We start from the raw sequence: 16,360 nt of genomic DNA, 5'->3' as shown, positions 1-16,360 counted from the left end.
TCAACATGTCGATTCCTTGTTCTGTTCGGCTTCACGCTCAATCGAGGGGCAGGGCGGCGCTCAGGGCCTTGAGCAATTGGGCTTCGCTGAACGGTTTGAACAGGCACTCCACGGCGCCACTGTTCAGCAGCTTCGCCTGTTCGCTGGCGTCGCCGTGCGCGGTGATGAAAATCACCGGAATGCGATAGTCACGCCGAAGCAGCTCCCGTTGCAGATCAGGTCCCGACATGCCGGGCATGGCAACGTCGAGAATCAGGCAATGGGTCAGGTCCAGATAGGGCGATGCCAGAAACGCCTGCGCCGAGGCAAACGCCTGGACGGCGAAGCCGAACTCCTTGATCAGGTCAGGCAGTGATTCACGAACCGATTCGTCGTCATCGACCACCGATACGAGCAAATGCGTACCCATCAATCATTCTCCACGGTGCGATCGGCGAGGTCGCGGTTATCGGTTTGCGGCAAGTCCGTCGAATGCGGGATGGCAAAGGTAAACGTCGTACCCGGGCCGTCGTTGGCGCTGGCCCACAGCTTCCCATCGTGGCGCTCGATGATCGAGCGACTGATGGACAGACCGACGCCCATGCCCGAGCTTTTGGTGGTGTAGAAAGCGTTGAAAATGCGTTCGATGTCCTGTGGATCGACGCCGTTGCCGCTGTCCTTCACCGCCAGGTAAACGCTCTCGTCCGAGCCCAGACCGGTGCTGACGATCAATTGTCGGGGCCGGTCGTGGATCGCGCTCATGGCCTCGGCGGCATTCATGATCAGGTTGAGGATCACCTGTTGAAGCTGAACCCGGTCGCCCCTGACCAGCGGCAGCGCTTCGGCAAATTGCGGATGCAGCACCACGCCGTTGCGTTGCAGCTCGCCCAGCAGCATGGCGATGACTTCCCGTGCCGCGTCATTCAGATTGACGTTTTCAAGGGTGATGCTTTTCTTCGAGAACAGCGCCCGCAGTCGATTGATCACATCGGCCGCGCGGTTGCCGTCGCGAATGGTGCGGCGCGCGGTTTCCCTGGCGCCATCGACATTCGGCGGGTCGGCGCCGAGCATGCGCAGGCAGGTGCTGGCGTTAGTGATGATGCCGGCCAGCGGTTGATTGACCTCGTGGGCAATCGACGCCGTGACCGCGCCAAGGCTGGCGACCCTGGCCAGGTGCGTCAGTTCCGAGCGCGCCTTGCTCAAGACCTCTTCGGCGAGCCGGCGCTGGGTGATGTCCTGCAGGGCGGCGATGTATTCGAAGCCATCGGGCGCATGGGCGATCGAGTGCGCCACCAGCCGCACGTATTTCACCGTGCCGTCGGGCATCAGCAGCCGGTGCTCGTGTTCGAAGTCGCGCCCCTTGCGGCGTTGGCGCTTGATCATTTCCCGATGGCTGGAGATGTCGTCCGGATGCACGCGGCGATAGATCGCCTCGAAGCCGGGCGGCGTGTCCGGGTCCAGTTCAAGGATGCGGTAGACCTCGTCCGACCAGGTGATCTCGTCGGTGCTCACCCGCCAGGAAAACGTACCGGTGGCGCTCAGGCGTTGGGCCTTGGCCAGAAAGACTTCCGCCCGTTTGCGGTCTTCGATATCGGTGTTCTCGCCGTACCAGCGCACGATCCGCCCCGTGTCATCACGCTGGGGCACGGCGCGGATCAGGAACCAGCGGTAAACGCCGTCGAAGCGTCTCAGTCGGGCCTCGTATTCACCGGCGTTGCCCGATTGCAGAATCCCTTGCCAATAAACCGCCAGGCCCGGTGCGTCGTCGGGGTGGATGGACGCCGTCCAGCCGTCACCGCAGGCTTGTTCGACGGACATGCCGGTGTAGTCGCACCAGCGCTGATTGACGAAGCCGACGTTGCCTTCCGGCGAGGCGCTCCAGACAAAACCGGGAACGGCGTCGATGATCCCGCGCAGACGTTCTTCCGACGCGCTGACTTCGGCCAGGGCACTGGCGATCAAGGCCTTGTCCCGCCGGCGCTCATCGATATCGACCTGCAGCACGCACCAGCGGGTGATGGTGCCTGCACTGTCTCTGATCGGCAGGCCGCGCACATGGAACCAGCGATAGACACCGTCGGCGCGGCGAATCCGGTGCTCGTTTTCATAGGGCGTGCCGGTACTGACCGAGTGCATCCAGGCAGCGATGACCGAGGGCAGGTCGTCCGGGTGCACGGTCTCGCTGGCCTGCCAGTTTTTCAGTTCATGCAGCGGGGCGCCGATGTACTCCATGATTTGCCGGTTCACCTGTTCCAGCTCACCGGACGGCGTCATGAAGGCGACCATGGCCGGGATGCTGTCGATGATCGAGTCGATCCCCGGCGCCGGCATGACCGCGTCACCCGCGCGGCCTGGACCGTCCTCGATGACGCGCTCCTGCTCGTTCGTCATACCGATTCTCATTGTGTGCAGTCACCGTTGAACAAAGATGCGCCTTCGGATGGCACTCGCCCATCATACTTTGGTGTCGCCCGTGGCGAATATCGGCCGACATTGCACACTGCGATGGGCATCACAGTGGCGCTTTTGTAAGCCACTGTATCTACCGCCCCTCTAGCCATACAAGCATGCACAGCGCCGGGTTGGCGAAACCGCCGGGATACATCCGCCGCGCAGCCTTGGCCCTGGTTTCAACGTCCTTCGACGTTGAGTGAAAGCAACGTGACGTCCGCGCTCCTGCCACCCGAAAGGCAGCAGGACCGGTCGTCCCGATGACAGGGCAGAACATGATGAAAGCAGTGGTTATCCAGGCCTTTGGCGGGCCCGAAGTGTTGACGGTGCAGGACATTCAACTGGCAGAACCGGGGCCCGGGCAAGTCCTGGTCAAGGTCATGGCGGCGGGTATCAATTTCATGGACACCGGTGCCCGACGCGGGCTCGGCGCTGCCTGGGAACTGCCGCTGACGCTGGGTGCAGAAGGCGCCGGCGTCGTCCTGGCCAGCGGCCCGCAGGTGACGGAGTTCGCTGTCGGTGACCGCGTGGCCTGGCATTACGTGCCGGGCAGCTACGCCGAACAGGTGATCGCCCCGGTCAGCCAGTTGGTGCCGTTGCCCGATGAGATCGACTTCGCCACCGCCGCCAGCCTGATGATGCAGGGCCTGACCGCCAGCAATCTGGTGGACAAGGTGCACGCGATCCAGCCGGGCGACGTAGCCTTGGTGCATGCGGCGGCGGGGGGCGTGGGGCTGATGCTGACCCAGTTGATCAAGCTGCTGGGCGGCAAGGTCATAGGCCGGGTTTCTCATGCCGACAAGGTCGAGGCGGTGCTCGCGGCGGGGGCGGACTATGTGGTGATCGGGCGAGCGCAAAACATTGCCGCCCAGGTCATGCGCCTGACCGACGGGCAGCGGGTGAATGTGGTGTACGACGGCACCGGCGCGGAAGGGTTCGCCGATTCGCTGGAGATGCTGGATTATTTCGGCACCCTGGCCTTGTACGGACCGTTCATGAACCCGATCCCGCCGATCGATATCTTCAGCATGCCGCGCAGCATCAAGCTGACGTATCCCTCGGTCATGCACTACGTGCGCAACCGCGAGGTGCTGCTGGAAAAATCCCGGCAACTGTTCGCGTGGGTCAGTGCCGGCAAACTGAAAGCCGTGATCGGCAAGCGTTATTCACTGGATGATGCGCAACAGGCCCATCGCGATATCGAGTCGCGCAACACGACGGGCAAGCTGATCATCGTCCCTTGACGCCACGCCAGATCAGCAGGGCCGCCAACACCTGGCTACCGGCGAAAAACGTGAACAGGTGTTGTGCGGTCCATCCGGCATCCAGCAGAAACCCGGCGACCACCGGCGAAATGATCGCCCCCAGACGCCCCGTCGCCAGCACCACTCCGACGCCGGTCGTGCGGACCGACGTGCAGAACGCTTGAGGGGCCAGCACATACAGAGCCGCGACTGCACCATTGAGCATCAGCCCCAGCGTGACCGCCACGAGTGTCGCCAGACCGGGGACGCGAGTGGCCGGCAGCATCAATGGCAGCAGGGCGGCGTTGAGCAGCAGAAAACCCGACAGCAAACGTCGGCAGCCGTAACGATTGGCCGCCAGTCCCAGCAGCAGGGCGCCGAGCATGCCACCCAGCGCCAACAGCATCCCGATCCGGGCGCCTTGTTGGTCGGTAAAGCCATTGTCGACCAACAGGGCCGGCGTCCAGCTCATCACGAAGTAAAAGCAGAACATCAACAGAAAGAGTGCCAGTGCCAGCGATAGAGTCTGTTGCCATTGACCGGGCGAAAACGGCCGGCTGACGTCGTCAGGCGACAGTGGAGGAATAGGCGCGCGGTGTTCAAGTGCCAGAAATGACGGCGATTCTCGCAGCCAGAAGACACCGACCAATGCCGCCGCCAGCGTGATGCAACCCCCGGCCAGAAAGACATACCGCCAGCCCATCAAATCATTCAATACATGGGCCAGCACACCGCCCAGACTGGCGCCCATCGCAAAGGCGAGGGATTGCAGTGCGATCGCCAGATTGCGTCGCTGCGGACCGGCGTGTTCGAACGTCAGCACGTTCGCCCCCACCAGCACTGCCCCCGTGCCGATGCCGGTCAGCAAACGCAGGAACATCAACACGTGATGATCCGGGCTCCAGAACGACAGCAACATGCTCAGGCCGCTGAGCAGCAGGCCGGCGAGCAACAAAGGCCTGCGCCCGAAGCGGTCGGCCCTGGGCGCGGCCAGCAGCGAACCGAGCGCCATCCCGACCAGACTTGCGCTCAACAACAGGCCCAGTTGCGCGCCGCTCAACGCCCACTCCGCCGCAACCCGGCTGGCGGTGAAGGCCATGGCCATCACGTCGAGTCCGTCGATCACGTTGAACAGCATGCACAGCCCGATCACCCACCACGGAGAAGTGGTCGATGGCGTACTGCTCAGGCGTTCGAGCGCTGTTTCCCCACGCATCCGCAATCCTTGTTCAGGTCTGTCATTCAATTGGGCCGTTTCCCCGCCGCATTCTGCCCGTTAACCGCTGCTGAGTTCGAGCGCGTTTTTGCGCGCCGGGCCAGCGCGTCATACCAAGGTATCGACCGACACCATCGTGTAATCGCCCCGGTGCCAGCGCAGTGGTCTGATCCGATTGGCGATGCCTTTCGAATAATGACTACAAGGAGATCCATCATGGTTGCGGTTTCGTCCGGTCTTACCTGGCGCCATTGCCTGGCGTCATCCATCAGGGGCGGCGCGCTCGGCGTTGCCGTACTCGCTGGCAGCAGCGGCGTCTGGGCCGCGACCCCGGCAGCGGATCCGGCGCAAGCCATTCGCCCGTACACCATCCATGTGGACGAAGCGAAATTGAGCGACCTGCGCAAACGCATCGCCGACACTCGCTGGCCGGATAAGGAAACGGTCGGCGACGTGTCCCAGGGAGTGCAACTGGCGCAGGTCCAGGCGTTGGTGAAGTATTGGGGCGACGGCTATGACTGGCGCAAGGCTGAAGCGAAGCTCAACGCCTTGCCGGAGTTTGTGACCACCATCGACGGCGTCGACATCCAGTTCATCCACGTGCGTTCGCGCAATCCCAATGCGATGCCGCTGATCCTCACCCACGGCTGGCCGGGTTCGCAGTTCGAATTTCTCAAGACCATCGGCCCGCTGACCGATCCCGTGGCCTATGGCGGCAAGGTCGAGGACTCGTTCGATGTGGTGATCCCGTCGATTCCCGGCCATGGTTTTTCCGGCAAACCGACCGAGCTCGGCTGGGGGCCTGACCGGGTGGCGAAGGCCTGGGATGTGTTGATGAAACGTCTGGGCTACAGCCATTACGTGTCCCAGGGCGGCGATCACGGCTCGGTGATTTCCGATGCGCTGGGTCGCCTGGCGCCGCCCGGTTTGCTGGGTATCCACCTGAACATGCCGGCCACCGTGCCGCCGGAACTGGTCAAGCCGATCAACAGCGGCGATCCGGCCCCGGCAGGGCTGACCGCGCCGGAGGTGACGGCCTTCAATTCGCTCAGCCAGTTCTTCGGTCGCAACGCCGCCTACGGCGCAATGATGGTGACCCGACCGCAGACCATCGGTTATCTGCTGGCCGATTCGCCTGCCGGCACGGCAGCGTGGATGTATGAAAAATTCGCCGCGTGGACCGATAGCGACGGTCAGCCCGAGAAAGTCCTGAGCCGCGATGAAATGCTCGATGACATCAGCCTCTACTGGCTGACCGACAGCGGGGCGTCGTCCTCCCGTTTCTACTGGGAGAACAACAACAATAACTTCAGCGCCGCCGCGCAGAAGACTGCCGACATCAAGGTGCCGGTGGCGATCACCGTGTTCCCACACGAAATCTACCGCGCGCCGAAAGTCTGGTCGCAGCGCGCCTATCCGTCGCTGGCCTACTTCAGCGAAGTCAGCAAGGGCGGTCACTTCGCGGCATGGGAGCAACCGCAACTGTTCAGCGAAGAACTGCGCGAAGCCTTCCGGCCACTGCGCGCGGCTGCGCAGAAAACCGCTGCGCAGGCAGCCCGCTGACCCTTCAATCCGCAAGCCCTTCAACCCTAAGCCCTTGACCACAAAGCCCGGAACCGCCGCCCGGCGGTTCACGAGGGAGACTCGGCATGACTGACTTTAACGCTGTAACCCCATCCCGGCGCGTGCTCGCCGGTTCGATCCTGGCGCTTGCGCTGGGCATCGCTTCGGCATACGCCAGCGCCGCCGGAGTGCCCGCCGGCAAGATTGACGCCATTACCGCCGGCACGAATGTTTCGTTCGGCGCGCTGAAACACGTCAAGGCCGGACTGCTGGACGTTTCCTACGCCGAAGTCGGTCCGGCCGACGGTCCGGTGGTCATCCTGCTGCACGGCTGGCCCTACGATATTCACAGCTACACCGACGTGGCGCCGGCACTGGCGCAGAAAGGCTATCGGGTGCTGATTCCCTACGCGCGCGGCTATGGCGACACGCGTTTCCTGTCCGCCAAAACCGTGCGCAACGGCCAGCCGGCGGCGCTGGCCAAAGATCTGATCGACTTCATGGACGCCCTGAAGATCAAACAGGCCGTGCTTGGCGGCTATGACTGGGGCGCGCGCACCGCCGACATCGTCGCCGCGCTCTGGCCCGAGCGGGTGAAGGCGTTGGTGGCGGTGAGCGGTTACCTGATCGGCAGCCAGGAAGCGGGCAAGACGCCGCTGCCGCCGGCGGCGGAGTTGCAGTGGTGGTATCAGTTTTACTTTGCGACCGAACGCGGTCGTCTGGGCTACGAAAAGAACACCCACGACTTCGCCAAACTGATCTGGCAGCTGGCCTCGCCGAAGTGGAACTTCGACGACGCGACTTACGAGCGCAGCGCCGCCGCGTTGCAGAACCCGGATCACGTCGCCGTGTCGATCTTCAACTACCGCTGGCGCCTGGGGCTGATCAAAGGGGAAGCGCAATACGATCCGCTGGAGAAAAAACTGGCGGCATTCCCCTCGATCAGCGTGCCGACCATCACCCTCGAAGGCGACGCCAATGGTGCGCCGCACCCACCGGCCGAGGCCTACGCCAAACGCTTTACCGGCAAGTACGAGTACCGGCTGATCAGCGGCGGCATCGGCCACAACCTGCCGCAGGAAGCGCCGCAAGCGTTCGCCCAGGCGGTGATCGATGCCGATCATCTCTGATTGCCGGCCGAAGGGGATCCGACCATGAAATTCAACCATTGGGCCGTGCTGCCAGCGGCCATTGCGCTCGCGGCACTGGCGGCCACCGGTGTCGCGTTGGGCGAGGCCGATGACGGCGATGCCTCGCCGATCTACGGCGTGAAGCTGCCGAAAAACTATCGGCAGTGGACGCTGATTGCCCCGGCCCAGGAAGCCGCGCCGCTGGATGAACTGCGTGCGGTGCTGGGCAATGACCGGGCGATCAAGGCTTACCAGAGCGCGACGTTGCCGTTTCCCGACGGCACGGTGCTGGTGAAGCTGGCGTGGAAACACGTGCAGTCGCCGGAATTCGAACCGGCCTCGATTCCAGGGGCGGCCACCACCGTTCAGGTGATGGTCAAGGACTCGCGCAAATACGCCTCGACCGGTGGCTGGGGATTCGGCCGTTTCATCAACGGCAAACCCGCCGACGAAGCCCAGCACCAGACCTGCTTTGCCTGCCATCAGGCGCGGGTGCAGAACCACGATTTTGTCTTCACCCGATACGCCCCCTGAATCCGTCATACGAGGAACATCCAGATGAAAAAAACACTGATTGCACTGAGCATCGCTGCGGGCCTGTGCCTGGGCGCCAATGCCTTCGCCCAAACCGCCAAACCCACGGTCGTGCTGGTGCACGGCGCATTTGCCGACGCGTCGAGCTGGAACGGCGTGGCGAAGATTCTCGAGAAGGACGGCTACACGGTGATCGCCGCCGCCAATCCGCTGCGCGGCGTCAAGAGCGATGGCGCAGCGGTATCGGCGTTGCTCAGCAGCATCCAGTCGCCGGTGGTGCTGGTCGGTCATTCCTATGGCGGCAACGTCATCAGTGATGCGGCCAACGATCATGCCAATATCAAAGCGCTGGTCTACGTCAGCGCGTTTGCCCCAGAGGCCGGTGAAACCGTTGCCGGGCTGGCCGGCAAGTTTCCCGGCAGCACCCTCGGACCAACGCTGGCACCACCCGTTGCGCTGGCCGACGGCGGCAAGGACCTGTACATCCAGCAGAGCAAGTTCCACGATCAATTCGCCGCCGACGTCCCGGCTGCACAAGCGGCGCTGATGGCGGCTACTCAACGTCCGGTCACCGAAGCGGCGCTGAACGAGCAGGCCGGAACACCTGCCTGGAAGCACATTCCGTCGTGGTACATCTACGGCGACAAGGACAAGAACATCCCGCCCCAGGCGATGGCGTTCATGGCCAAGCGTGCAGATGCCAAGGCCGTTGAGGTGGTGAAGGGCGCCTCGCACGTGGTGATGGTGTCGAATCCGGCACCGGTGGCGCGGCTGATTGAAAAAGCCGCGGCCGCCAACTGAAACCCTGCGACGTGCCGAGGCGCGTCGCAGGTCTGTCACCCCCCGCTCAGGCAACGGACACCTGCGGCGAAGTTGCCGGTGCCAGTCTGAGCAGGGGCGTGATGCCGAGCATCAACAGCAGTACCGCGAACAGCAAGGTGTACGCCGGGCCATAGTGTCCGGCGTATTCGCGCAGGGCACCGAACAGCAACGGCCCGAGCGCGGCGATCAGGTAACCGATGAACAACATGAACACCGTCCACAATCCGGCCTGTTCGCTGGTGCGGGCGTGATCCAGCGGCAAGGTCATGGCCACGGTGAAGCCCATGCCCAGGCCGATGGCCGCGAGCACCACATACAGCATCGGCCAGTACGCCGGCAGGAACGCCATCCCGCCCACCCCGAGCAGGGCCAGCAACGCCGACAACCCGAGCAAACCGCGCCGGTCGTGGGCCTTGCCCGGAATCAGCCCCGCACCCACGCTGGCCACAGCGAACACTGCAGTAAAAATGCCCAGCAGGACGCCCGGGGAAACACTCGATGTGGCCGCTTCCACCGAGGCGGGCGCCATCCAGGCGAAGAGGGCGTAGACCACGAATTGCCCGGCACCGAAATTCAACGCGATCAGCCAGGCCTGCGGATTGCCCCAGGGCAGGCGTTTGCTCGGGCTCGATGGCGATTTCACGGTGGGCGCCGGTGTCGCAAAACGCCGTGCCATCCACACCCAACTGGCGATGGCGGTGAGGCACAGCACGCTCCAGACTCCGGCGCTGACTCGCCAGTCTTGCGCCAGCTCGGCAATCGGTGCGCTGAGCACCGCCGCGAGGGTCGCGCCCAGACTCAAGCCGCCGGCATAGATGCCCATGAACAGCGCCGGGCGTTGCGCAAAGTGAGTCTTGATCCACGCGCCGGTCATCGCGCCGGCAACCGCAATGCCGATGCTGGCGAAGAACGTACTGCCGAGCAGGAAGAATGCATTCGGCGAGATCGCCCGCAACAAGGTCGAGGCGCCCAACAACGTCAGGGCGACAACCACACTGCGATCGATCCCGAAGCGCCGGGCCAGGCTCGGAACCACCAGCGCGAACACGCCCATGCAGACGTCGGGAATCGAGGTCAGCAGCGCGGCCTGGGTGTAGCTCAACTGGAAGTGCTGCTGGATCAACAGCAGAATCGGCCCCACCGAAATGATCGGCGGCCGCAGGGCGATGGACAGGATCAGCAGGCCGATCACCGCCGTGACGCTCTGCTGGTGGCCGGAGAGATTGCGGGTGATTGCCATGGGAAAGGCCTCATTGATGAACAATGAGCGCAAGGCTAACAATGGACCGGCCATGGCAAATGCCAGGGTTTGTCGCCAAAGTGACAATCGCCGCTTTAACACGATCAAGGTCTGTTTTCAGGAGACTCCAGCGATGAAGCAGGAGGTGCGCAAGATCATCGCCCAGCGTGATTCCGCGCCGCGCAGCGAACGTTATCCCGATTATCAGGACGTGCCGCGAGTGATGACCGTGCTGGTGCGTGATCAGGCCACCGGCGAATACAACGAGCCGCACGTGCATCGGCACGGGCAGTTGCTGTATGCCTCGAACGGCGTGATGCGGGTGGCCACCGAGCGCGGCTTGTGGATCCTGCCGCCGAAACGGGCGCTGTGGATTCCGCCCGGAATGATCCACGACCAGTTGATGCTGAGCGCGGTCAAGATGCGCTCGATCTACATCGAGCCGCAAGCCTGCGCAGAGCTGGGCCATCACTGCAAAGTACTGGAGATCCCCGGACTGCTGCGCGAGTTGATTCTGGCCCTGGCCGAGCAACCGATCGAATACCCGCAGGAGGGCCGTAACGCACACATCGTGGCCCTGATACTCAGTGAGTTGCAGGCGGCGCGGACGTTGCCGATCGAAGTGCCGTGGCCGCTCGACCGGCGTCTGGTCACTGTGTGCGAGGCGATTCTGCAAGACCCCGGTCAAGACCATTCGATCGGTTACTGGGCTGACCGGGTCGGCGCCAGTTCGCGCACGCTGATACGCCTGTTCGTCAATGAAACCGGTCTGAATTTCCGCCACTGGCTGCAGCAGGTACGGCTGGCGACCGCTATCGATCGGCTCGACAAGGGGCAATCCGTCGGGGTGATTGCCCGGGATCTGGGCTACGCCAGCCAGAGTGCCTTCAGTGCGATGTTCAGGCGAGTGATGGGCGAATCGCCTCGTGAATTTCTCGTTCGCGATTAGCGCGTTTCGGCGATTCCGATACCTTCGTATTCTGTCGTCGAAGGGAGGCGGGTGGTATCAATGACACTGCTGTTGCAGGTGCACTGAACACCCAGCCTCGTTCCGCGAGGAACCTTCGAAGAGTGAGAATCCTGATGCTTTTATACCTATCGACCTGGTCCGAAATCGCCCAATTCCTCGAACGCAGCCGCACCATCGTCATCCCGATCGGTTCCAACGAACAGCACGGGCCGACCGGCCTGCTGGGCACCGACTGGATGTGCCCGGAAATCATCGCCCATGAAGCGCAGAAAAACGCCGATATCCTGATTGCCCCGACCTTCAACATCGGCATGGCGCAACATCACCTCGGCTTCCCCGGCACCATCTCGCTCAGGCCCTCGACGTTCATCGCCGCCATCGCCGACTGGACCCGTTCGCTGGCCGCCCATGGCTTTGAAAAGATCTTTTTCCTCAATGGCCACGGCGGCAACATCGCGTCAATCGAAGCGGCGTTTTCGGAGCTGTACGCCGAAGCGAGTTTCGCCCGACGCAAGGCCGGGTTTGCCCTGAAGCTTTGCAACTGGTGGGACCTGGAAGGGGTCAACGAGTTGGCGCGCGAGCAGTTCCCGACCGGCCACGGCATTCACGCTACCCCTTCGGAAATCGCCGTGACCCAATGGGCCTACCCCGATTCCATCAAGTCGGCCGATTATTCGCCGCAGATCGCCAACTGGGGCCCGATCCGTGAAGCGGCGGATTTCCGCGCCCGTCACCCGGACGGCCGCATGGGTTCGGACCCGGCCCAGGCTTCGCCGGAAAAGGGTCGGCAGTTGGTGGAAATGGCCGCTCGCGGTCTGGTGCAGGAGGTGCAGGCCTTCAGCCGCGAGTCATTACCCGACTGAACCGTCGTCCTGATCAACGCCCGGATGTTCCGGGCGTTGCTGTTTCAACCCTTGGGAAAATCGCCATGTGGACTATCAAGCACAGCTACATCGATGGTGCGTTCGTGCCCGTTCAGGGCCGCGAAACGATCGAATGCATCAACCCGGCGACGGAGTCCGTCATCGGAACGGTCACCCTGGCCAATCGCGAGGATGCCAGGCAAGCCATCGCCGCCGCCCAGCGTGCGCAAGTCACGATGGGCCGCACCTCGAAAGCCGAGCGCATCGACATGCTCAAGCGCCTGCAGGCGGCGGTGCTGGAGAGCACCGAAGAGATACGCGACACCGCTATCGAGGAATACGGCGCACCGTTGGCCCGTGCGCAATGGGTCAGCCAGTACGCCTCGCAATCCTTCGCCAACGCGGCGCAGATTCTCGAAAACTACGAGCTGGTGCGGCCTGTGGGCCGGGCAATGGTCGTGATGGAACCGGTTGGGGTATCGGCATTGTTCGCGCCCTGGAACAGCACCGCCGGTACGGTGTGCAGCAAACTGGCGGCGGCGATTGCCGGCGGCTGCGCCTCGGTCATCAAGCCGAGCGAACTCAGCCCGTTGCAGACCCAGGTGCTCGCGCTCGCCTTGCATCGTGCGGAACTGCCCAACGGGGTGATCAATATTGTCTCGGGCCGTGGCGGCGAAGTGGGCGACGAGATCAGCACCAGCCCGCACATCGCGAAGATTTCGTTCACCGGTTCCACCGCCACCGGAAAACTCATTGCCCGCGCGGGTATCGAGACCATGAAGCGGGTGAGCCTGTCGCTCACCGGCAAGTCGGCGTCCATTGTGCTCGACGACGCGGATCTCGAGGCGGCCATCCCCATGGCCCTGAATGCCGCCTTCATGAACAACGGTCAGGCCTGTGTCGCCGGCACGCGGCTGTTGGTGCCGCGCGCGCTCCTGCCGCAGGTGATCGAACGGGTAAGAGGCTTGGTCGACGCCATAGTGGTCGGTAATCCCCATGATCCGGCGACGGCCATCGGCCCGTTGGTCAACCAGGCGCAGTTTGATCGCGTGCAGGGTTTTATCCGGCGCGGGCTGGAGCAGGGCGCGCGATTGATCGTCGGCGGGGAGGGCCGGCCTTCCGGGCTGAGCCAGGGCTATTTCGTCAAGCCCACGGTGTTTGCCGACGTCAGCAACGACATGGATATTGCCCGGGAAGAGATCTTCGGCCCGGTGCTGTCGATCATCGCTTATGACGATGAAGAACACGCCATTCGCATCGCCAATGCCAGCGTCTACGGTTTGCAGGCCTATGTGTTTACCCGCGAGGCGGAACGGGGTCGACGCATCGCTGCGCGTCTGGAGGCCGGTTCGGTGTTGATCAACCGGATCGCACCGGAGCTGCTCGCGCCGTTTGGCGGGGTCAAGCAGTCGGGGATCGGCAGGGAATTTGGCGTGTCCGGGCTGGAGGCGTTTCTTGAAGCGAAAAGCATCGTAGAGGACTGACCACGGCAGCAGGGCAAACAGGATCAATCCTGCTTGTCCTGCTTGCCTTGCTTACGCCATTGCGGATCAGCCCAGTGCTTCGATGGCCTGTGCAACACCCGCACCGTATGCCGGATCGGCCTGGGTGCAGTTATCGATGTGGCGTTGCCGGGTCTGGGCGCTGGCGCCATGGATCGAGCGCGCGGTGTTCTCGAACAAGACCTGTTGCTGGGCGGGGGACATGGCCCGGAACAGTGCGCCCGGTTGCGAGAAGTAGTCGTCGTCCTCGCGGTGATTCCAGTGCCCGGCGCTGCCTTTGAGGGCCAGCGGCGGTTCGCTGAAATCCGGTTGCTCGGCCCACTCGCCATAGCTGTTGGGCTCGTAGCCGATTGTGCTTCCCGCGTTCGCATCGGTGCGCATCTGGCCGTCCCGGTGATAGCTGTTGACCCGGCAGCGCGGCGCGTTCACCGGGATCTGATGATGGTTGACGCCGACGCGATAGCGCTGGGCATCGCCATAGGAGAACAGCCGGGCCTGAAGCATTTTGTCCGGTGAGAAGCTGATGCCGGGCACCACGTTGGCCGGGTTGAAGGCCGCCTGTTCGACGTCGGCGAAGTAGTTGTCCGGGTTGCGGTTGAGCTCGAGCACGCCGACTTCGATCAACGGGTAATCCGCGTGGGGCCAGACTTTGGTCAGGTCGAACGGGTTGATTGGGTAGGTCTCGGCGTCCAGCTCCGGCATCACTTGTACGTAGAGCTTCCATTGCGGGAAGTGGCCTTCCTCGATGGCGTTGTACAGGTCGCGCTGGGCGCTTTCGCGGTCATCGCCGATCAGTGTCGCGGCTTGTTGATCGGTCAGGTTCTCGATGCCTTGTTGAGTCTTCCAGGTGAACTTCACCCAGAAACGTTCGTTCGCCGGGCTGATGAAACTGAAGGTGTGGCTGCCGAAACCGTGCATGTGGCGGTAGGTGCGCGGCAGGCCACGATCGCTCATGACAATCGTGACCTGATGCAGCGCTTCCGGCAGTAAGGTCCAGAAATCCCAGTTGTTGCGCGCGCTGCGCATGTTGGTGCGCGGGTCGCGTTTGACCGCATGGTTGAGGTCGGGGAATTTCAACGGGTCGCGCAGAAAGAACACCGGCGTGTTGTTGCCCACCAGATCCCAGTTGCCTTGTTCGGTGTAGAACTTGATGGCGAATCCACGGATATCGCGCTCGGCATCCGCCGCGCCACGTTCACCGGCCACGGTCGAGAAACGGACGAACACATCGGTGGTCTTGCCCACGCTGGAAAACAGCCTGGCCTTGGTGAAGCGGCTGATGTCATGGGTGACGGTGAAGGTGCCGAACGCACCGGAACCCTTGGCGTGCATGCGCCGCTCCGGAATGACCTCCCGATCGAAGTGCGCCAGTTTTTCCAGCAACCATACGTCCTGCAACAGCATCGGGCCCCTGGGGCCGGCGGTCTGTACGTTGTTGTTATCAACCACGGGCGCGCCCGCGGCAGTCGTCAGCTTGTTCATGCGCAACTCCTGGCTTTTGTCGGTTTCCCGCCATCACATCAAAAGCCTTGGGCGCGATCTATTGCACCTTGGTGTCGCCGGATAGTACGAAGGTGTGGTTGGAAGATTGGGCGTTTTGCTGTCGGCAAAAGACGGATCAGGCGAGGGTGATGCTGACCTTGATGTTGTTGCGCGTGGCCTTGGAGTAGGGGCAGTTCTGGTGCGCTGCGTCGATCAGCTGGAGCGCCACTTGCGGTTCGATATCCGGCAGTGACACAGCCAGTTGAGCCTTAAGGAAAAAACCTTGTTCCCCGTGGACCAGGTCGATTTGAGCATCCACCCCGGCCATGGCCGGAAAAACGATCTTGCGCGCATTGCAGGCGTGGCGCAGTGAGCCGAGGAAACAGGCCGACCAGCACACGGCGAACAATTGCTCGGGGTTGGTTCCGGAGCCGGGCGCACCCGGGGGCGACAGCTTGAGATCCAGTCGGCCATCGTCACTGCGTCCTGTGCCCTCGCGGCCGCCTGTGGTGCAGGTATGTGCGGAGTAGAGGGTTTTTTCGATATCGATCATGGGCATTCCCTGAAAAGCATTTCACAGCGTGGAGGGCGGTTCATGTGGCCCGCGTGGGTTCATGACATTCCCGTGCAGATGCACCCGCCAGCGCGTCGGCCGTGGCCACGGCATCAGCGCCGCGATGGCCAAGATTGTCGAGCAGGGTCGAGCGGGCGATTTCGATCAGCCAGGCGCGAAACGGAAAGCTCGGGTCATGGGCGGCCTGTTCCTGGTAGAGCGCCCTGAAGGCTTGCTGGACGAGGCTGCCGGTGTCTTCGCGACGGATCCGCCCAGCCTGCACCTGACCTTCGTAGAAGGCGATGAGCAACGGTGTCACCGTCGCGAACAGCTGTTGCGCCTCACCCCGGCCATGCCGGACGGCGCCCGCGACCAAGGCATACAATTCGTCGTTGCCGAGCCGGTCTGACTCGCACAGGCAAGTGTTGCGATAACCTTCAGCCATGGTCGAATCCCTCGCAAAACCATCGTTCGACTGAGCGCGGCTGCCGGAAAGATTTGCAGGTGGCCCGGCGTTCAGCGGTGAGATTCAAGCCTGCCTTCACAGCCGAATGACTGCCAGTTATGCGTTGTTAGCGCTTGTTAGCGCCCGGCTATCGAGGTAGGTCGCGCGGTGACTTTTTCGCTGGCCACTCAAGACGCTGCAGCGGTTTTCGATGCCCTTGGCCTGCAGGAAACGGCGGTACGGTGTACGAGCATTTTTGACATCCCTGTCCCTTTGCCATCGTCACAACCATGTAGGAAACGTCCGATATTTATTTAGCAAATTTCCTACATTTTGTTTGCCTCCCTAACAAAAAACGTGGTTATT

Annotated in this window: 15 protein-coding genes; 8 read left to right on the top strand and 7 right to left on the bottom strand. The window is 62.8% G+C overall.

The features are described from left to right. Positions 1-37 precede the first annotated feature (37 nt). Entirely contained in the window at positions 38-409 is a 372-nt protein-coding gene (locus CAF80_RS09450; RefSeq protein WP_039771030.1) for a response regulator, read from the bottom strand. Then, positions 409-2,370 (bottom strand): PAS domain-containing sensor histidine kinase, encoded by a 1,962-nt coding sequence (locus CAF80_RS09445; RefSeq protein ID WP_254778439.1) that lies wholly within the window; start codon positions 2,368-2,370, stop codon positions 409-411. The genes CAF80_RS09450 and CAF80_RS09445 overlap by 1 nt, the downstream gene beginning before the upstream one ends. A 338-nt stretch (positions 2,371-2,708) precedes the next feature. On the opposite strand from CAF80_RS09445, the gene CAF80_RS09440 reads away from it, so the two are divergent. Continuing rightward, positions 2,709-3,674 (top strand): quinone oxidoreductase, encoded by a 966-nt coding sequence (locus CAF80_RS09440; RefSeq protein WP_074690958.1) that lies wholly within the window; start codon positions 2,709-2,711, stop codon positions 3,672-3,674. On the opposite strand, the gene CAF80_RS09435 is transcribed toward CAF80_RS09440, so the two are convergent. Next, positions 3,661-4,890: an MFS transporter gene (locus CAF80_RS09435; protein WP_074690716.1), complete on the bottom strand. Its 1,230-nt coding sequence runs from the start codon at positions 4,888-4,890 to the stop codon at positions 3,661-3,663. The two genes, CAF80_RS09440 and CAF80_RS09435, sit on opposite strands and share 14 nt — an antisense overlap. Before the next feature lie 216 nt (positions 4,891-5,106). Here CAF80_RS09435 and CAF80_RS09430 point away from each other — a divergent pair, with 216 nt between their 5' ends. The 4 genes from CAF80_RS09430 (at position 5,107) to CAF80_RS09415 (ending at position 8,918) form a co-directional block, all read left to right on the top strand. After that, positions 5,107-6,453 carry an epoxide hydrolase family protein gene (locus CAF80_RS09430; RefSeq protein ID WP_074690717.1) on the top strand — a complete coding sequence of 449 codons (1,347 nt, stop codon included), beginning with the start codon at positions 5,107-5,109 and terminating at the stop codon, positions 6,451-6,453. An 86-nt stretch (positions 6,454-6,539) separates the two neighbouring features. Further along, a complete protein-coding gene (locus CAF80_RS09425) occupies positions 6,540-7,583 on the top strand; it encodes an alpha/beta fold hydrolase (RefSeq protein ID WP_074690718.1) in 1,044 nt (347 codons plus the stop codon). Positions 7,584-7,607: 24 nt separating this feature from the next. Beyond that, positions 7,608-8,117: a cytochrome P460 family protein gene (locus tag CAF80_RS09420; RefSeq protein WP_074690959.1), complete on the top strand. Its 510-nt coding sequence runs from the start codon at positions 7,608-7,610 to the stop codon at positions 8,115-8,117. Positions 8,118-8,141: 24 nt separating this feature from the next. Continuing rightward, a complete protein-coding gene (locus tag CAF80_RS09415) occupies positions 8,142-8,918 on the top strand; it encodes an alpha/beta fold hydrolase (RefSeq protein ID WP_074690719.1) in 777 nt (258 codons plus the stop codon). 46 nt (positions 8,919-8,964) lie between these two features. Here CAF80_RS09415 and CAF80_RS09410 read toward each other — a convergent pair whose 3' ends face one another. Continuing rightward, on the bottom strand, positions 8,965-10,179 hold the full coding sequence (locus tag CAF80_RS09410) for a CynX/NimT family MFS transporter (protein WP_074690720.1): 1,215 nt from the start codon (positions 10,177-10,179) through the stop codon (positions 8,965-8,967). A 133-nt stretch (positions 10,180-10,312) separates the two neighbouring features. Between CAF80_RS09410 and CAF80_RS09405 the strand changes: the two genes are divergently transcribed. The 3 genes from CAF80_RS09405 (at position 10,313) to CAF80_RS09395 (ending at position 13,496) form a co-directional block, all read left to right on the top strand. After that, on the top strand, positions 10,313-11,128 hold the full coding sequence (locus tag CAF80_RS09405; RefSeq protein WP_039771046.1) for a helix-turn-helix transcriptional regulator: 816 nt from the start codon (positions 10,313-10,315) through the stop codon (positions 11,126-11,128). A gap of 134 nt (positions 11,129-11,262) precedes the next feature. Next, complete coding sequence (locus CAF80_RS09400) at positions 11,263-12,012, top strand: creatininase family protein (RefSeq protein WP_064595644.1); 750 nt, start codon at positions 11,263-11,265, stop codon at positions 12,010-12,012. 65 nt (positions 12,013-12,077) lie between these two features. Continuing rightward, positions 12,078-13,496, top strand: coding sequence for an aldehyde dehydrogenase family protein (locus tag CAF80_RS09395; RefSeq protein WP_085667240.1), 1,419 nt, complete (start codon positions 12,078-12,080; stop codon positions 13,494-13,496). Between the two features lie 66 nt (positions 13,497-13,562). On the opposite strand, the gene CAF80_RS09390 is transcribed toward CAF80_RS09395, so the two are convergent. The 3 genes from CAF80_RS09390 to CAF80_RS09380 form a co-directional block, all read right to left on the bottom strand. After that, on the bottom strand, positions 13,563-14,996 hold the full coding sequence (locus CAF80_RS09390; protein WP_074690722.1) for a catalase: 1,434 nt from the start codon (positions 14,994-14,996) through the stop codon (positions 13,563-13,565). A 136-nt stretch (positions 14,997-15,132) separates the two neighbouring features. Then, positions 15,133-15,549, bottom strand: coding sequence for an organic hydroperoxide resistance protein (locus CAF80_RS09385; protein WP_074690723.1), 417 nt, complete (start codon positions 15,547-15,549; stop codon positions 15,133-15,135). A 40-nt stretch (positions 15,550-15,589) separates the two neighbouring features. Next, the gene (locus tag CAF80_RS09380; RefSeq protein ID WP_074690724.1) at positions 15,590-15,994 is read right to left on the bottom strand and encodes a hypothetical protein; all 405 of its coding nucleotides are present in this window, start codon (positions 15,992-15,994) and stop codon (positions 15,590-15,592) included. Positions 15,995-16,360: the final 366 nt, after the last annotated feature.

The sequence above is a fragment of the Pseudomonas sp. B34(2017) genome (assembly GCF_002112915.1).
In the GTDB taxonomy this organism is placed as follows: domain Bacteria; phylum Pseudomonadota; class Gammaproteobacteria; order Pseudomonadales; family Pseudomonadaceae; genus Aquipseudomonas; species Aquipseudomonas pharyngis.
The sequence above is the reverse complement of the archived record's forward strand: the minus strand, read 5'-3'. Positions and strand labels throughout refer to the sequence as shown.